Origin of the sequence: Variovorax paradoxus (genome assembly GCF_009498455.1) — a bacterium.
In the GTDB taxonomy this organism is placed as follows: Bacteria; Pseudomonadota; Gammaproteobacteria; order Burkholderiales; family Burkholderiaceae_C; genus Variovorax; species Variovorax paradoxus_H.
The window spans coordinates 851,801-866,927 of the sequence record NZ_CP045644.1 but is presented as its reverse complement, the minus strand read 5'-3'; the positions used below and the strand labels follow the sequence as shown (position 1 = coordinate 866,927).

The following is a 15,127-nucleotide window of genomic DNA, read 5'->3' as shown; positions in this document are numbered from 1 at the left end:
CCGTGGGCTGGATCGGGAGCGGATCAATACACACCAGCGCATACAACAAGCAGCACTCATGGCAAACATTCTCGTGGTCGATGACGAGCTGGGCATCAGGGACCTGCTCTTCGAAATTCTCAATGACGAAGGCCACAACGTGGAGCTCGCGGAAAACGCCGCCGAAGCCCGCGCGGCCCGACAACGCGCCCGGCCCGATCTTGTTCTGCTCGACATCTGGATGCCGGACACCGACGGCGTCACGCTGCTCAAGGAGTGGTCCACCGCGGGTCTGCTGAGCATGCCCGTGATCATGATGAGCGGGCACGCCACCATCGACACCGCGGTCGATGCCACGCGCATCGGCGCTTTCGCGTTCCTCGAAAAACCCATCACGCTGCAGAAGCTGCTCAAGGCGGTGGAGCAGGGGCTGGCGCGCGAGAACGCCCGCCGCACCGCCGCCGGCGTGGTGCCGCCGCCCACGGGCGCCCACCAGGCCGCCGCCATCACGACCACGGGCGACAGCCTGTTGATGGCGTCGCTCGCGGCCGTGCCGGTGCCCGACGCAGGCCCCCAGTCGACCCAGAGCTTCGACCTCGACCGCCCGCTGCGCGATGCGCGCGACGGTTTCGAGAAGGCCTACTTCGAATTCCACCTCGCGATGGAGAACGGCTCGATGACCCGCGTGGCCGAGAAAACCGGCCTCGAGCGCACCCATCTTTATAGAAAACTCAAACAACTTGGTGTGGATCTTTCCCGAGGCCGCAGAAGCGCTGTATAATTTAAGGCTGCACACAATGGCCCGGTAGCTCAGTTGGTAGAGCAGCGGATTGAAAATCCGCGTGTCGGTGGTTCGATTCCGCCCCAGGCCACCAAATTTTCCTTTTAGGATCAAGTAGATAGCCCAATCTTGCTAGGTTGGGCTTTTTGCTTTCTGGTGTCGTGTAGGCACCATGTAGGCAAGTAGGATCATCGCAAATCAATGCTTTTCCACAAGGTGTTGAATTCCGCTGATCTCTGACCCTAGGGGTGCGGATAAAAACTTGGACTGGTTTTATGCCGCAAGTCCAAGGCTCACCCGGTATTCGATAGGGCTGAGAGAGCCAAGAGAGATCTTGATCCGCTTCTCGTTGTACCAGCGGATGTCTGAGTCGACCGCCTCGATGAATTGCTCGATGGTGGCGTTCTTCCAGTCTCGAGGATGGAACAGCTCGTTCTTCAGCCGACCGAAGAAGCCTTCGCAAGCTTCGTTATCAGGTGAGCATGCGAGACATCGAGCGGGTGTTTCGGCGTCAACACGCTGCGCATGGCGGTCTATCCGGCCTTCGGCCTGCGGGGTGCTGTCGCGGCTGGTGGTCGAGCGCCGCGACAACGAAGCCCGGCCGCAGATTTCGCTGCAGGTGCTCAGCTCGCGGGAGGTGCACGAGGCCGTACTGGGACGGCAGGTCGACTTCGGGCTAATGGGCGACGAGATGCCGACGACAGTCCTGGAGCATTCCGAGTTCGCGCGCTTCCCAGGTGTGGTGGTGATGCATGCGAGGCACCGGCTGACCAAGGCCCAAGGCGAGGACCATCCAACCGCATCAGCTCGCGGAAGAGCCATTCCTAGCGCTCAACCCCGAGGACGCGTCTCGGCGGCGCCTGGAGCGGGCATTGGCGGAGTGCAACGTCGGGTTGAGTGTGCTGGTCGAGACGCCCTACGCGGCGAGCGTGTGAGAAATGGCCCTGAGCGGAATGGGCATCGGCGTCGTCAATCCGGTCACCGCCATGGAATACGCTCAACGCGGCCTGACCATCCGTCCGCTGTCCCTGGATGTCTCCTTCGCGGGTGTGTTGGTGCTTCTCCCTGGGCAGCCCCTGTCCGGTCTCGCCCTGCGCGTGCTCCAGCTCATGCGCATCCAGTTGGCCGAAGACCAGAAGGCCCTCGCCAATCTCCTCAAACCCCGCGCCAAAGACTGACCGTCGCGCCTCAATCACGCTTCGAGCGCGTTCCACATCGCCGGGGCTTTTGCGCCTCGGCGGCCAGAACACTGTAGGCACTGGCCACGCTCGCGCTGATTGGTGCTTCCGCTGGTGCGCACGCCTCGATGGCGCACAACAGATGCTCCGCGACCGCCCACTTGCGAAATCGGATGGCCTCCTGGTAGACGTCCAGCAAATGCTGCTCAAACAGTTCGGACTTCATAGGAACTCCTTCGCACGGAGTGACGCCACTCGATCCAACGCGCCTCTAGGAGGGCGACTTTGCGTCGGCGTGTGGCCCGTGGGTGTCGCTTTTTGCTCCCCTCAAGCGCAAGGCATTGGTGATGACCGACGCCGAGCTCAGGCTCATCGCCAGCGCCGCGATCATCGGCGACAGCAGCCAGCCCGTGAACGGGAACAACACGCCCGCGGCCAGTGGCACGCCGAGAGCGTTGTAGAGAAAGGCGAAGCCGAGGTTCTGCTTCATGTTGGCGATGGTCTGCTCGGAGATCACGCGCGCCTGCGCAATGCCGCGCAGGTCGCCCTTGACCAGCGTCACCTGGGCGCTGTTCATCGCGACATCGGTGCCGGTGCCCATCGCCACCCCGACGTCGGCCTTGGCGAGCGCGGGCGCATCGTTGATGCCGTCCCCCGCCATGGCGACGATCCGGCCTTCACGCTGCAGCTTGTCCACCAGCGCGAGCTTGTCGGCGGGCTTCACTTCGCCATGCACCTCGTCGATGCCCAGCTTCGCTGCGACGGCCCGGGCCGTGGTCAGCCCGTCTCCGGTCGCCATGATGACCCGCAGGCCCGAGGCCTTGAGCGCGGCCAGCGCCTCGATCGTGGTGGCCTTGATTGGGTCCGAGACCGCAAGCAAGCCGGCAGGCTGGCCGTCCACAGCCAGGAACATGACACTCGCGCCCTCGGCCCGCATGGCCTCGGCCTGCGGCTTGAGGTCGTCGACCCGCACGCGCAGCTGGTCCATGAGCGCCGTGTTGCCGAGCGCCAGCTTCCTGCTGCCCACGCCGCCGCTCACGCCGATGCCGCTGCTGGATTCGAAACCGTCGGGCGTGTCCAGCGCCAGGTTGCGCTCGCGCGCCGCCCGCACGATGGCGTCGGCCAGCGGGTGTTCGCTGCCCTGGTCCAGGCTGGCTGCGAGTCGCAGCACCTCGTCGGCGGTGAAGCCCGGCGCAGGCACCGCGCGCTCGAACTGCGGCCGGCCTTCCGTCAGGGTGCCGGTCTTGTCGACGATGAGCGCATCGACCTTGCGGAAGTTCTCGATCGCCGCGGCATCGCGGAACAGCACGCCCTGCGTGGCCGCCTTGCCCGTGGCCACCATGATCGACATCGGCGTGGCGAGGCCGAGTGCACAGGGGCAGGCAATGATGAGCACCGCCACGGCATTGATCAGGCCGTAGACCCAACTGGGCTGCGGCCCGAAGAATCCCCAGGCGAAGAAGGTCAGCACCGCGATGCCGATGACGGTCATGACGAAGTAGCCGGCAACGTGATCGGCCATTCGTTGCATCGGCGCCCTGGAGCGTTGCGCCAGCGCGACCATCTGCACGATGCTCGCGAGCACGGTCTGCGAGCCGACTTTCTCGGACTGCATCACAAGTGCGCCGTTGGTGTTCAGCGTTGCGCCGATAAGCTTGTCGCCAATCCGCTTGGTCACGGGCAATGGCTCCCCAGTCAGCATGGATTCGTCGACGGCGCTGTTGCCTTCGATCACCACACCGTCCACGGGCACCTTCTCTCCGGGGCGCACGCGCAGCTTGTCGCCCACATGCACGTGGCCAATCGGTATGTCTTCCTCGGCACCGTCAGGGTCGATGCGGCGCGCTGTCTTGGGGGCAAGGCCCAGCAGCGACTTGATGGCTGCGGAGGTCTGCGACCGCGCCTTGAGTTCGAGGATCTGACCCAACAAGGTCAAAGAAATGATCACCGCGGCCGCTTCGAAGTAGACCGACACGCGCCCCATCGACACGAACGACGCGGGAAACACGTCGGGCGCCACCGTGGCCACGACGCTATAGACAAAGGCCGCGGCCGTGCCCAGGCCGATCAAGGTCCACATGTTCGGACTGCGGTTTGCCACAGACTGCGCCGCGCGCACGAAGAACGGCCACCCGGCCCACAGGACGATCGGCATGGTGAGCACAAGTTCGATCCAGCTCTGCGTGTCCATCTCGAACCACTGCAGGCGGTGGCCGGCCATGGCGAGCACTGTGACGATGACGGTGAGGGGCAAGGTCCAGACGAAGCGTCGCTTGAAGTCTTTCAGCTCGAGGTCTTCGCCCTCGTCGAGGGTCGGCATCTCGGGCTCCAGCGTCATGCCGCACTTGGGGCAGTTGCCCGGGTGATCTTGCCGGATCTCCGGGTGCATGGGACAGGTGTAGATCGTGCCTGGAGGACCGGGTTGAGCCGGCTGCGCGGGCGCAAGCACGAGCGGGGCCGTCTGCTGCGTGCCGCGTTTCGCGTATTTGGCCGGGTTGGCCTCGAATTTGGCTTTGCACCCCGCACTACAGAAATAGACCGGCCCGCCTTCGTGCTGCAGGACGTGCGCGGACCGCGTGGTCACCGCCATGCCACAAACGGGATCCTTCAAAATCGCATCGGTCTTCTGCGAAGGCTCTCCAGAGGCGGGCGGGTGCGCCCCGTGATGTCCCAGATGGTGTTCATGCTGGTTGGAAGGCGTGGGGTTCATTCAAGTTCTCCAACGAAAAATTGGCTGAATGCACCTTACATGGCGGTGCATTCAGTCCACACAGGCCAGCTCGATACACATCAGCCGATGAAGGCCGCTGTCCCGTGCCGGCGAATCACTTCGGCGGGTAGCCGGCTTCCGTCAGGGCGGCAGTCACAGACTCACGGTCCTCAGCGCTGTCGACGCGCAACGTTTTGGCCGGCAGATCGACTTCGATCTTCGCCGTGGCGTCCAGGTTCTTCACGGCCTGAGCGATCCGGCTCGCGCAGCTGCCACAGGACATCGATTGGATGACGAACTCTTGCATGAGAGGCTCCTTGGTTGAAAGGTGATTCCAGTATCAGGCTTGACATCGTGTGAAGGTCAAGCGACCGGCGCCAGTCCGTCAGTGGTGTGGTTCTGCGCATTCCGACTCTTCACCTCCAGAACCATCATCAGGCCGCCGCCCCCGTCCTGTTCGAGGTCGTTGTTGGTCGTCTGGCGCGGGATGTGGCAGTGGACCAGCCATCTACCAGGCCGCAAGGCTTTCCAGATCACGTCGTAAGCGCTGACCGGGTCCGACATTGACGGTGCGGTCATCTGCCCCGCCGGCGGCGCTTGGTTTTCCTCGAGCCACTCGGTCGAGCCGAACCTGGGCGTCTGTCGCCAGTGGAATTTTCCTTTCGATGTTTTCGGAGTTGCCACACGAGAACGGCCACGAAGATGATCACACCAACGAGCCAGGCGATGAACATCGTGCCGACAACATTGGTTGAAACCCATCGCCCCGTCACGTACATACCTAGCTCCTAAGGCGAGAGCAGCTCTGGAGGCATGGCGTCGTTCAATGCAGCCCCGCGATGTAGTCGGAAACGGCCCTGATTTCGCGATCGTTGAGTTTGGCTGCAACGCCGCTCATGGGCACGCTGTTGAGTCGTACCCCATCGCGAAACGCGGTCAGCTGAGCGGCGATGTACTCGGCGTTCTGTCCGCCCAGACGCGGGTACTGGATCGGGATGCCGGCGCCGTTGGGGCTGTGACAGCCTGCGCAGGCCAGGACACTTCGCTCCCCAATGCCGCCGCGATAGATCTTCTCGCCCAGCGCCACCAGATCCCTGTCCTTCGCAAACCCCGGCTTGATGGACTTGGAACCCAGGAACCAGGCGACGTCGCGCATTTCCTTCTCGGACAGCATTGCCGCCATGCCGCTCATGACCGGGCTCTTGCGTTTCCCGGACTTGAATTCCTGAAGCTGCTTGACCAGGTACTCGGGATGCTGCTGAGCCAGCTTGGGATTGGCGGGGATGGCCGAGTTGCCATCCGCGCTGTGGCACGCGGCGCATGACTTGCCATTGAAGACGACTTCGCCATTCGCAATGTCGGGTTTCGACGAAGGGGCCAAGACCCTTTCGATCGGCGCTGGCACGGCAGGATCGGCGGCGAATGAAAAACCTGAAGCAAGTCCACCGACGGTGAGGAGAAGAAAGGAAGCGAAAGAGTTCATAAGGTGCCGAGGTTTGTGGTGGGCCGGCTGCAAGGATGGCCGCAGATCGTGGGAAGGCCGCGTCAGCCGCGCAGCGCTCGTGCATGCGACAGCACGCGAACGGGTGTGTCGCACCTGTCGACGTTGGTCCACACGACGTCGCCCAGCGCGACAGATGTCGCAGGATCCAGCATCTCGATGTGCGCATGTCGCCGCCCCGTGGAACGATCGACCAGGATGGCGAAGCGTCGTACTGCAAGTTCGTCGGCGCTGGCGGTCTTCCTGCAATCCGTGCGCCCGCCTCGTTGAATCTCTTTTGCGCGGCCGATTTCGACAATTTCCCCGGTGCGCCAGCCGTCCTGGAAATCGCGAGACTGCCGGTAGAAATCGGCGCACCCCGTCAGACCGGCGAAGAGCGCCATACCGAGGATTCCGCCCGCAGCGGAATATGCCCTCGCGGTGATGCGAGGCTTCTTCTCCATTGCCACTGCGAACAACGTACGCGCAGCCCGCAAGGACTGGCGAGCACGCGTGGACGCTTTGGCTTGCATTGCTCAACTGGCGAAGTAAAGGCCACTGAACGTCGGAATGCTGCGCTCGGGAAATCCCGGCAGATACAACGAACGCTCAGGAACCTGCCACTGGTCGCGCAAGGTATACCCCAGCGCCTCGATTTCCTTGATGAAGCGTTCGCGGTTGTAGACGTGCATGGGCGCAAAGCAGCCGGCACCGATGTTCTGTGCCGTGACGTAGTCCTCGCCGTCGTAGAGCGGGAGCTTGTTCAGCAAGACGTGCCGTGGCCGCGTGTCGCACCGTTGAAGCAGATCACCGGGACGCGAATTCTCGACATAGTGCAGGGCGCCGGCAGACAGCCAGATATCGTTGCCGGGCAGCGCCTGCGAAAGATCCTCGGCGAAGCTCAGTCCAGTGGCGTTGGCCCCGCTGGCGATATCTCGCCCCAGGGCCGCGATCGCAGGCACTTCAACGACGCGCCAGGAAAGGCCCTGGGGCATCTCGAAATAGCGGCGATAGGCATAGAAGTGAACCCCCACCGAGCCACCGATGTCGAGCAGCTTGGTGGCACCATCTCTGAACGCACGTTCGAGCCACCACATCACGGGGTAGTCGTAGGCAAACACCTTCTTCGTGCGGACATTCACGTACTCTTGCGCCAAGGCCGCGTGGTCGAATTCCGGACTGTCAGGCAGCCAATCCCGGGCTTCGGAAAAGCTTTTGAACAGTCCGAAGTAACTACCGAATCCGGCCTCGGAAAAGAACTGCTGGCGCCGCCAGCGCCGCAACGCTGGCCGGGTAACCGGTCCCTCCAGGATCTGCCGAACGACTTGCGAAGCACTCGAGTAAGCCATTCCTTCCTCCATCCTTTCGATAGTCGCCGCCCATTGATTCTTTACGCGCTCAGCGGGCCGATTCGATCTTCGTGACGACGATCTTGCCGTCGATCTTTTCCGCCTGGAAACGGACCTTGGCGCCGGTCTCGACCTTGTCGAGCATGACGTCGTCCTTGACGCCGAACACCATCGTCATGCCCGGCATGTCGAGGTTCTTGAGCGGGCCGTGCTTGATCGTGAGCTTCTTGTTGTCCTTGTCCACCTTGCGGATCTCGCCTTCGCTGAGGTCCGACGCTGCGGCCGCATCCGAGCCGCCGGCCGCAGGTGCCTTCTCGGACATGCCCGGCATGTCGGACATGGATTTGGAAGATTGCGCGCCGGCGGCGCCAGCGAACGAGAGTGCGGCAACGAATGCCAAGAGTGCGATACGGGTGTTGGTCATGAGGATCTCCTGAGATATGAATGAATTTGGAGTCCCGCCGCATTCCGATGGAAGCCGGCGGCGGGAGCGCCTCGCTTACTTTCCGGTCTTGGTCACGTTCACGGCGCCCTTCATGCCGGCGTCGTAGTGGCCCGGCTGCAGGCACGCGAAGTCGACCTTGCCGGCCTTGGTGAATTGCCAGACGATCTCGCCGCTCTTGCCTGCGGCCAGCGTCACCATGTTCGGATCGGAGTGCTCCATCTCCGGGTTCTTCTTCATGACTTCGTAGTGCTCCTTGAGCTCCTTCTCCGTCCCGATCACGAGCTCGTGCTTGAGCTGGCCGGAGTTCTTGACGACGAAGCGCACGGTCTCGCCCTGTTTGACGCTGATGTCGGCCGGCGTGAAGCGCATGCTATCGGTCATGTCGACGTTGATCGTGCGGGTGGCCTTGGTGGCCACGCCGGGCTTGCCGATCGCCTCGTTGGCATCGTGGCCGTGGCCGCCTGCGTGGGTGCCGGATGCCGAAGCGCCGGCGGCGGCCAGGGCCACAAGTGCTGCGACAGCTGTGTTGCGGAAGTTGTGTTTCATGGGTTTTCCTTTGAGAGTTGGAGTTTGGAACGGAGGGGGAGAACTAGTGGTTCGAATGGCCGCCGCCGGGCTTTCGAATCTGGACTTCGATGTTCTTGGCGGGCATGTTCTGAGCGGGCATCGCTGCGGCGCCGGCGCCGCGTTGGCGCGAGGTCTCGGGCGGCGGTCCATCCAGCTCGTAGGCAACGGTGCCCTTCGGATGCTTGAACCAACCCGGGTTCGAGTAGTCGCCCGCCTTCTGGTTTTTGCGCACCTTGACCATGCTGAACATGCCGCCCATCTCGACCGAGCCGAACGGGCCTTCGCCGGTCATCATTCGCGCGGTGTTATCGGGAATCGGCATTTCCATCTCGGCCATGTCGGCCATGCCGCGCTCGCCCATGACCATGTAGTCGGGCACCAGGCTTGTGATCTGCTTGGCCACGTCCTTGTGGTCCAGGCCGATCATGGTCGGCACGTCGTGGCCCATGGCGTTCATCGTGTGATGGCTCTTGTGGCAGTGGAAGGCCCAGTCTCCTTCCTCGTCGGCCAGGAACTCGATCTGGCGCATCTGTCCGACCGCCACGTCGGCCGTCACCTCGTACTGCCGCGAAGACTTGGGCGTCGGACCGCCATCGGTGCCCGTGACGAGGAACTCGTGCCCGTGCAGGTGCATCGGGTGATTGGTCATCGTCAGGTTTCCGATGCGAATGCGTACCTTGTCGTTGAGCCGGACATTGAGCGAATCGATACCCGGAAAGATCCGGCTGTTCCAGGACCACAGGTTGAAGTCCAGCATCGTCATGATCTTGGGCGTGGCGCTGCCGGGCTCCACGTCGTAGGCATTGAGCAGGAACACGAAGTCGCGGTCGACCTTCTCGATCAACGGATGCTCGGCCTTGGGGTGCGTCACCCAAAAGCCCATCATGCCCATGGCCATCTGCGTCATTTCGTCCGCATGCGGGTGGTACATGAAGGTGCCGGGGCGGCGCGCTACGAACTCGTAGACGAAGGTCTTGCCTGGGCGGATCGGTGGCTGGTTCAGTCCGGCGACGCCGTCCATGCCGTTGGGCAGGCGCTGGCCGTGCCAGTGCACGCTGGTGTGCTCGGGCAGCTTGTTGGTCACGAAGATGCGCACGCGGTCGCCTTCGACCACCTCGATGGTCGGGCCGGGCGACTGGCCGTTGTAGCCCCACAGGTTGGCCTTGAAGCCAGGCGCCATTTCGCGCACCACGGGTTCGGCCACCAAGTGGAATTCCTTGACGCCGTTGTTCATGCGCCAGGGCAAGGTCCAGCCGTTGAGCGTGACCACGGGGTTGTAGGGGCGTCCGCTCGAGGGCATCAAGGGCGGCATGGTGTTGGGCGTGGTCTGGAGCACGGGCTCAGGCAGCGCGGCCATGGCCACCTTGCTCACGCTGGCCGCGGCGATGGCGCCCGTGATGGCACCCGCACCGCTCAAGAAATTGCGTCTGTTTGTCATGTCGTTCAAATCGGTTGGAGAACTCAGAGGGCGGGCTCAGTGCGCCGCACCAGCGGAGGCGCCTTCGCCGCCCGAGCTGGCCATCGAGGCCCCTGCGGACGTGGGCTTGCCCATCACCGAAGCCGCCAGCGCGGCATCAGCCAGCCAGAACTGCTGCTGGGCATTGATCGCGTTGGTCACGCTGGCGATCTGGTCACGCGCCTCGGCCAACAGTTCGAAAACGCCGATCAACATCCCGTTGTAGCGAAGCACGTTCTCATCGGCCATGGCCTGGCGCAGCGGCACGATCTCGTCGCGGTAGTGCCGTGCGATGTCGTAGGCAGTGCGGTAGGCCGAGTAGCCCTCTCGCAGCTGAGAGGAAGCGCCACGCACGGTGGCGTCGTAGCGGTTGGCCGCGGCCAACGACTGCGCGTTCAACATGTCGCGCTGCGCTGACCCCCAGTCGAACAGCGGCAGGCGGATATCGAGCTCGAAGCCCCGGCGGGTGCTCTTGGTGTTCTCCGCGTTGTCGAACACCGTGTCGCGCCGACCGCCCACCTCGACGTCGATGAAGGTCGACAGCAAGTTGATACCTTGCGATTTGCCCGCCACGTCCAACTGGGCACGTGCCAGTTGGACATCCAGGCGTTGCTCAGTAGCGGTCGCTGCGACCTCCTTCGCTTCGCGAGGAGTCTTGGGCAGGTCAGGCAGGCGTTCGGGCAACGCCAGTCTGGTGGCCTGGTCATCGTTCAACCCCAGGACACGAACCAACTCTTCGCGTGCAGCGGTGGTGGCGTGCTGTGCCGAGGCGAGCTGGGTCGTCGCATCAGCGTAGAAAACCTGCTGGCGTGCACGCTGCAACTTGGAGAAATTCCCAATGAGCTGCATCCGGCGCGCAAGTTCGGCACTGGCCTGGGCCGACCTGTTGACCTGCTCGGCATACTTCAGCGTCTGTTGCGCCGCGACTGCACGCACCCAGGCCTGCTTGACCTGCGTGACCTGGTCGACCACGGCACCGGTCAGTTGGACTTTGGCCTGGGCGGCCTGGCTTCTGGAGATCGACAAACGCTGCGGCAACAGAATCAGATCCACCAGTCCGAAGGACAGCAGGCGCTCAAGCTCGAGTTCGCTGTTCAGGCGCGTGCGCGCGAACGAGAGGATCGGATTGGGTAACCGGCTGCTCTGGTTAGTCGCGGCAATGTCGCCCCAACTCTGAGCGATTAACGCTTGGACGGAAGGACTGTTGGCCAGCGCAAGCTGCACCGCATCACTCTGCGACAGCGGTTTGGCGAGCAGTTCCTGCGACAGTGCGGCGCGGCGGTCACGCTGCTCCTGAGTTCGGCTGAGTTCGAGCTTCCCACCGGTGAACTGCTGGGCATTGGTATTTGTGTCACTCAGGGCGTCGTCGATACTGACTGACGCGCACCCGGCGAGGACAGCCGTCGCGACGGCAATGGCTGTCAAACGAAGGGCGCGCTTCATGGCTTCTCCTTCTTTGCAGGCATGGGCATCGAATGGCCTGGCTGCGCGGCGGGCGCAGCGGCGGCGCCCTTGGGCGATTCGGCCTCGGCCGCACTGGAGCCTGATGTCTCCTTGGCGTAGGCCTGCCAGCCACCGCGGCGATAGACCGTCTCGTTGGCTTCTTTCCAGGGGATGGGCTTTTCGTCGGCAAAGGGCTGATAGCCCTCGAGCGCGGACCTGTAGGTCAGGACGGTGGGCGCCGCAGCCTCAGCGGATTTCACGGGCGCGGGTTGAGCCACCGCGACAGCGGCACTCAGGGTCGCCAACGCGGCAAACGCAGCCGAAGCGGGAAAAGCTGCCAGCCAATGGGCCGGCGATGAATGGAACATGGAGTCCTCGCAAGTTCATGAACGGAGTGCGTCAGAGCTGCCCGAAAAGGCATGACGCAGGCGATGCATGAGCGTTCGCGGCGGCCCGTGACGAGTCACAGGCGCACGAACGCGTTAAGCGCGAGGAGGTTTGTCGAGAACGCGCGGCGCGAGCGTGGCCACCGTGATGGCTGGCTCCGCCAAGTCGGCTTTGGGAAGGTCGTGGAAAACGGCCAAGTCCATCGTGCTGGTCAGCGCTGTGGCATGGCACGCGCCGCAGGTACCGCACTTGTGCATCGCATCGGGCCCGGCACTCGCTACCTTGGCGGTGTTGTCCTTTGCGGGAGGCTTGGCAGCCTGTGCCGCCTTGTGCTCATGATCGCCGTGCCCATCCGCATGCGGGTGCTGAGCGTGGTCGTGTGCGCTGGGCTGTGCGAGCGACACTTCGCCCGCCTCACCGGCGTGACCCGGTCCGCAAAAGACCATGGCTGCCGCCGCGTACCCCTGGAAGGGCACGGCAAACATCATGATCCAAAGGACGAACAGGCGAACCCGGTGCATGCGGCGAATTCTAAGTCGAGCAGTGTGTCAGGAGACCTGTATAGACATCCAGATTTGTGCGCGACTCTCAGGGCTGCGCTTGTGCGCGAGCCTTGCTCGCATCACCTTTGGGCGCCGGCAGGGGCGCACCGAGCCGTGCTGCGGCATCCCAGTTGGGTTGCCTCTGCGCGGCTTCCAGTTCGGCCACCACTTCGGCGCGCGACTTGGCGGCTCCGACCTTCGGCGTGCTCATCGATCCCCAGCGCAGCATGCTGGCCCCGGCAGGGGTTTTCTGCGCGTCCGCGAGTTCAGCTGATACATGGGCCTGGGATTTAGCCTGTCCCGCTTCACCTGGGTGATAGACCACGCCGGCTTCGTTCGGCGCAAAGTGAGACGGCCCTTCCGCGTAAGCTGCAAACGGCGCAACGAATGCAGCGCCTGCACCCACGGCAAGTGCGAGCGAGAGGATTTGACGGTTCTTCATGATAGGTCTCCTTCAACGAAATGTTCGACTTCGCGAGCTGCACTGGACGCGTCGGCATCGACCACCGAGCCGGCGATGCCAGTCAACTGTCTGGCATGCAATGACTCTAGGAAGCCAGTCCGCCAATCACCCGCCACGTGGATTACAAAGAAGTAATCCACGCCCGCGACCCACCGCCGTAGCATTTGGCAATGCGCATACTGGTCATCGAAGACGAACACAAATTGGGCGACTACCTCGTCAAGGGCCTCACCGAGAGCGGCTTCGTGGTAGACCTCGCGCGCTCCGGCCTTGAGGGGCGCAGCCTCGCCTTGGATGGCGACTACGATCTGCTGGTGCTGGATGTGATGCTGCCGGGAATCGACGGATTCGCCGTGCTGGAGGCCGTGCGCAAGATCAAGTCCGTGCCGGTGCTGATGCTCACGGCCCGCGACGAAGTCGCCGATCGCGTGCGTGGACTTCAAAGCGGTGCGGACGACTATCTTGCCAAGCCCTTTGCGTTTTCCGAACTGCTTGCCCGCATCCAGGCGCTGTTGCGCCGCGGCAAGCTGCACGAGGTGTCCAACTATGCGCTGAAGGACTTGCACCTGGATGTGGTCGCACGCAGGGCCTCCCGCAATGGGCAGCGGCTTGATCTCACCGCCAAGGAGTTCGCACTGTTGACCTTGCTCATGCGCCGTCGGGGCAACGTGCTGTCACGCACCCAGTTGGCCGAGCAGGTGTGGGACATCAATTTCGACAGCGACACCAACATCGTGGAAGTCGCCATCCGGCGGCTGCGCAGCAAGATCGACGATCCTTTCGAAGAGAAGCTGCTGCACACGGTGCGCGGCATGGGGTACGTGCTGGAGAGTCGGCAAGGCGGCATGTCGTGAGCCCCGCCAAGACCGTTGTGAAAGGGCCGGGCACGGCCGCCGACGTTACGGCAGTCTCCCCAGAGGGACGTGCGCAGCCCGTCACCGCGCATGCGCAGGACACAGGGTCCATCCAGGCCGCGCTGTCGCGTTGGTTTGCAGCGCAGGCCCTGATCGGTCTCAGTTTGGTGTGTGTGGCGATCTATGCCGTCACCGCGTGGAGCTTCCAGGTCAAGCAGGCCAGCGAATTCGAGCGCCAGTCCGAGCTCATCAAGCACCTGATCCAGGAGTCGCGCGATGACCCGGGGCGCGACGGACTGCGCCACAAGCTCGATGACTTCTTCTCGACCCACGCGGAGATCAGTCTCGTGTTGCGCCGCGGCAACGAGATCATCTATTCGTCCACGCCGGCTCGGGCTTCGGGACGTTGGCTGTGGATGCCCACGCAGGAGCAGCCGATGCCGTCGGGAGACGCCGCGATGCATCTGCAGCTCGGCATCGATGTCCAGGAGGATGCCAAGCTCCTGGCCCGCCTGGCCTGGACGCTCGTGGGCGCGGTCGTCCTTGGCTCAGTGGTCATCTCACTGACCGGTGCGTTGCTGGTGCATCGGGGGATGCAACCGCTGCAGAAGCTCGTTCGGCAGACTGCCGCGACCGGTCCAGAGTATCCGGGGCGGCGCATCGATCCCGCCCCCTATGCCTCAGAGATCACGCCGTGGGTGGCTCAATTCAATGCGGTGCTCGATCGCGCCGAACAGGCCTACCACCAACTGGAGTCTTTCAACGCGGATGTAGCGCACGAACTGCGCACGCCGCTGGCCAACCTGATCGGAATGGTCGAAGTCGAGTTGGCTCGACCGCGATCAATCGAGGAACTGCGAGACGCGTTGTTGTCGGCGCTGGAAGAGGCGAGACGCGTCTCGGCGATCGTGATCGACATGCTCTTCCTGTCGAAGGCGGACCGCGGTACGGCGGCGCGCCGATCCGCGCCGGTCAGTCTGGTCGACCAAGTGCGAACGGTGCTGGATTTTCACGAGGCCACGTTGGAAGATGCAGGATTGAAGGTGCATGTGAGCGGCGATGCGCACATCGGCATCGATGCCGGGCTGGTGCGCCGCGCCCTGTCGAACCTGCTGAGTAATGCGAGCCGCTATGCGACGCCCGGCTCCATGATCGCGGTAGTGATCGACACCCAGCCCGACGGCGTCTGGGTCAAGGTTGCCAACCGCGGCGAGCCGGTCCCGGACGACGTCCTTCCCAATCTGTTCAAACGGTTCTTCCGGGCAGAGCGGTCTCGCACCGACTCGTCCGAACACCATGGGCTGGGCTTGGCGATCGTGGCCGCCATCGCACGAATGCATGGCGGCCAAACCCGCGCTACCTCGCGCTCGGGTGTCACTGAGATCAGCTTTTCGATAGCGCCGGAAACTTGATAGGCGTTGCTCGGCATGCCGCGCACTTCGCGTAGGGACAAGGGGCCGGCCATGCCCCATGCGACCCCATTGCTGGATTCG

General features: G+C 63.5%; 18 protein-coding genes, 1 tRNA gene and 1 pseudogene. 5 read left to right on the top strand and 15 right to left on the bottom strand.

All coding sequences use genetic code 11. The features are described from left to right. The first annotated feature begins 58 nt into the window (after positions 1-58). Entirely contained in the window at positions 59-760 is a 702-nt protein-coding gene (locus tag GFK26_RS03980; protein WP_153280864.1) for a response regulator, read from the top strand. An 18-nt stretch (positions 761-778) separates the two neighbouring features. Beyond that, positions 779-854, top strand: a tRNA-Phe gene (locus GFK26_RS03975). A 179-nt stretch (positions 855-1,033) separates the two neighbouring features. Here GFK26_RS03975 and GFK26_RS03970 read toward each other — a convergent pair. After that, positions 1,034-1,243: pseudogene (locus GFK26_RS03970) on the bottom strand (IS3 family transposase); the annotation flags it as partial. A gap of 470 nt (positions 1,244-1,713) precedes the next feature. On the opposite strand from GFK26_RS03970, the gene GFK26_RS03965 reads away from it, so the two are divergent. After that, entirely contained in the window at positions 1,714-1,938 is a 225-nt protein-coding gene (locus GFK26_RS03965) for a hypothetical protein (RefSeq protein WP_093298956.1), read from the top strand. Positions 1,939-1,948: 10 nt separating this feature from the next. On the opposite strand, the gene GFK26_RS03960 is transcribed toward GFK26_RS03965, so the two are convergent. The 14 genes from GFK26_RS03960 to GFK26_RS03895 form a co-directional block, all read right to left on the bottom strand. Continuing rightward, the gene (locus GFK26_RS03960) at positions 1,949-2,164 is read right to left on the bottom strand and encodes a hypothetical protein (RefSeq protein ID WP_093298959.1); all 216 of its coding nucleotides are present in this window, start codon (positions 2,162-2,164) and stop codon (positions 1,949-1,951) included. 45 nt (positions 2,165-2,209) lie between these two features. Beyond that, complete coding sequence (locus GFK26_RS03955; RefSeq protein WP_416222538.1) at positions 2,210-4,528, bottom strand: heavy metal translocating P-type ATPase; 2,319 nt, start codon at positions 4,526-4,528, stop codon at positions 2,210-2,212. Positions 4,529-4,763: 235 nt separating this feature from the next. Continuing rightward, complete coding sequence (locus tag GFK26_RS03950; protein ID WP_093298964.1) at positions 4,764-4,955, bottom strand: heavy-metal-associated domain-containing protein; 192 nt, start codon at positions 4,953-4,955, stop codon at positions 4,764-4,766. Between the two features lie 56 nt (positions 4,956-5,011). Next, positions 5,012-5,332: a hypothetical protein gene (locus GFK26_RS03945; RefSeq protein ID WP_228121904.1), complete on the bottom strand. Its 321-nt coding sequence runs from the start codon at positions 5,330-5,332 to the stop codon at positions 5,012-5,014. A gap of 139 nt (positions 5,333-5,471) precedes the next feature. Continuing rightward, the gene (locus tag GFK26_RS03940; RefSeq protein ID WP_093298967.1) at positions 5,472-6,131 is read right to left on the bottom strand and encodes a c-type cytochrome; all 660 of its coding nucleotides are present in this window, start codon (positions 6,129-6,131) and stop codon (positions 5,472-5,474) included. A 62-nt stretch (positions 6,132-6,193) separates the two neighbouring features. Then, positions 6,194-6,532: a hypothetical protein gene (locus GFK26_RS03935; RefSeq protein ID WP_093298969.1), complete on the bottom strand. Its 339-nt coding sequence runs from the start codon at positions 6,530-6,532 to the stop codon at positions 6,194-6,196. A gap of 132 nt (positions 6,533-6,664) precedes the next feature. Then, a complete protein-coding gene (locus tag GFK26_RS03930; protein ID WP_176947361.1) occupies positions 6,665-7,477 on the bottom strand; it encodes a methyltransferase, TIGR04325 family in 813 nt (270 codons plus the stop codon). 49 nt (positions 7,478-7,526) lie between these two features. Further along, positions 7,527-7,901 carry a copper-binding protein gene (locus GFK26_RS03925; RefSeq protein WP_176947362.1) on the bottom strand — a complete coding sequence of 125 codons (375 nt, stop codon included), beginning with the start codon at positions 7,899-7,901 and terminating at the stop codon, positions 7,527-7,529. Between the two features lie 75 nt (positions 7,902-7,976). Next, positions 7,977-8,468 (bottom strand): cupredoxin domain-containing protein, encoded by a 492-nt coding sequence (locus GFK26_RS03920; RefSeq protein ID WP_093298974.1) that lies wholly within the window; start codon positions 8,466-8,468, stop codon positions 7,977-7,979. Between the two features lie 43 nt (positions 8,469-8,511). Continuing rightward, on the bottom strand, positions 8,512-9,927 hold the full coding sequence (locus GFK26_RS03915; protein WP_093298977.1) for a multicopper oxidase family protein: 1,416 nt from the start codon (positions 9,925-9,927) through the stop codon (positions 8,512-8,514). A gap of 36 nt (positions 9,928-9,963) precedes the next feature. Next, positions 9,964-11,388 (bottom strand): TolC family protein, encoded by a 1,425-nt coding sequence (locus GFK26_RS03910; RefSeq protein WP_093298979.1) that lies wholly within the window; start codon positions 11,386-11,388, stop codon positions 9,964-9,966. Continuing rightward, complete coding sequence (locus tag GFK26_RS03905) at positions 11,385-11,648, bottom strand: hypothetical protein (protein ID WP_228121903.1); 264 nt, start codon at positions 11,646-11,648, stop codon at positions 11,385-11,387. Before GFK26_RS03905 ends, GFK26_RS03910 begins: the two co-directional genes overlap by 4 nt. Positions 11,649-11,870: 222 nt before the next feature. Continuing rightward, the gene (locus tag GFK26_RS03900; RefSeq protein ID WP_228121902.1) at positions 11,871-12,296 is read right to left on the bottom strand and encodes a hypothetical protein; all 426 of its coding nucleotides are present in this window, start codon (positions 12,294-12,296) and stop codon (positions 11,871-11,873) included. 67 nt (positions 12,297-12,363) lie between these two features. Beyond that, positions 12,364-12,759, bottom strand: a complete 396-nt coding sequence (locus GFK26_RS03895) for a hypothetical protein (RefSeq protein ID WP_143042875.1) — start codon at positions 12,757-12,759, stop codon at positions 12,364-12,366. Between the two features lie 191 nt (positions 12,760-12,950). On the opposite strand from GFK26_RS03895, the gene GFK26_RS03890 reads away from it, so the two are divergent. Beyond that, positions 12,951-13,634 carry a heavy metal response regulator transcription factor gene (locus tag GFK26_RS03890; protein WP_093299893.1) on the top strand — a complete coding sequence of 228 codons (684 nt, stop codon included), beginning with the start codon at positions 12,951-12,953 and terminating at the stop codon, positions 13,632-13,634. Beyond that, positions 13,631-15,046, top strand: a complete 1,416-nt coding sequence (locus GFK26_RS03885) for a heavy metal sensor histidine kinase (RefSeq protein WP_228121901.1) — start codon at positions 13,631-13,633, stop codon at positions 15,044-15,046. Before GFK26_RS03890 ends, GFK26_RS03885 begins: the two co-directional genes overlap by 4 nt. Positions 15,047-15,127 lie beyond the last annotated feature (81 nt).

Coding starts and splice junctions, on each gene's coding strand:
- GFK26_RS03980 (WP_153280864.1), top strand. CDS start 59: ATGGCAAACATTCTCGTGGTCGATGACGAGCTGGGCATCAGGGACCTG.
- GFK26_RS03965 (WP_093298956.1), top strand. CDS start 1,714: ATGGGCATCGGCGTCGTCAATCCGGTCACCGCCATGGAATACGCTCAA.
- GFK26_RS03960 (WP_093298959.1), bottom strand. CDS start 2,164: ATGAAGTCCGAACTGTTTGAGCAGCATTTGCTGGACGTCTACCAGGAG.
- GFK26_RS03955 (WP_416222538.1), bottom strand. CDS start 4,528: ATGGCGGTGACCACGCGGTCCGCGCACGTCCTGCAGCACGAAGGCGGG.
- GFK26_RS03950 (WP_093298964.1), bottom strand. CDS start 4,955: ATGCAAGAGTTCGTCATCCAATCGATGTCCTGTGGCAGCTGCGCGAGC.
- GFK26_RS03940 (WP_093298967.1), bottom strand. CDS start 6,131: ATGAACTCTTTCGCTTCCTTTCTTCTCCTCACCGTCGGTGGACTTGCT.
- GFK26_RS03935 (WP_093298969.1), bottom strand. CDS start 6,532: ATGGCGCTCTTCGCCGGTCTGACGGGGTGCGCCGATTTCTACCGGCAG.
- GFK26_RS03930 (WP_176947361.1), bottom strand. CDS start 7,477: ATGGCTTACTCGAGTGCTTCGCAAGTCGTTCGGCAGATCCTGGAGGGA.
- GFK26_RS03925 (WP_176947362.1), bottom strand. CDS start 7,901: ATGACCAACACCCGTATCGCACTCTTGGCATTCGTTGCCGCACTCTCG.
- GFK26_RS03920 (WP_093298974.1), bottom strand. CDS start 8,468: ATGAAACACAACTTCCGCAACACAGCTGTCGCAGCACTTGTGGCCCTG.
- GFK26_RS03915 (WP_093298977.1), bottom strand. CDS start 9,927: ATGACAAACAGACGCAATTTCTTGAGCGGTGCGGGTGCCATCACGGGC.
- GFK26_RS03910 (WP_093298979.1), bottom strand. CDS start 11,388: ATGAAGCGCGCCCTTCGTTTGACAGCCATTGCCGTCGCGACGGCTGTC.
- GFK26_RS03900 (WP_228121902.1), bottom strand. CDS start 12,296: ATGCACCGGGTTCGCCTGTTCGTCCTTTGGATCATGATGTTTGCCGTG.
- GFK26_RS03895 (WP_143042875.1), bottom strand. CDS start 12,759: ATGAAGAACCGTCAAATCCTCTCGCTCGCACTTGCCGTGGGTGCAGGC.
- GFK26_RS03890 (WP_093299893.1), top strand. CDS start 12,951: ATGCGCATACTGGTCATCGAAGACGAACACAAATTGGGCGACTACCTC.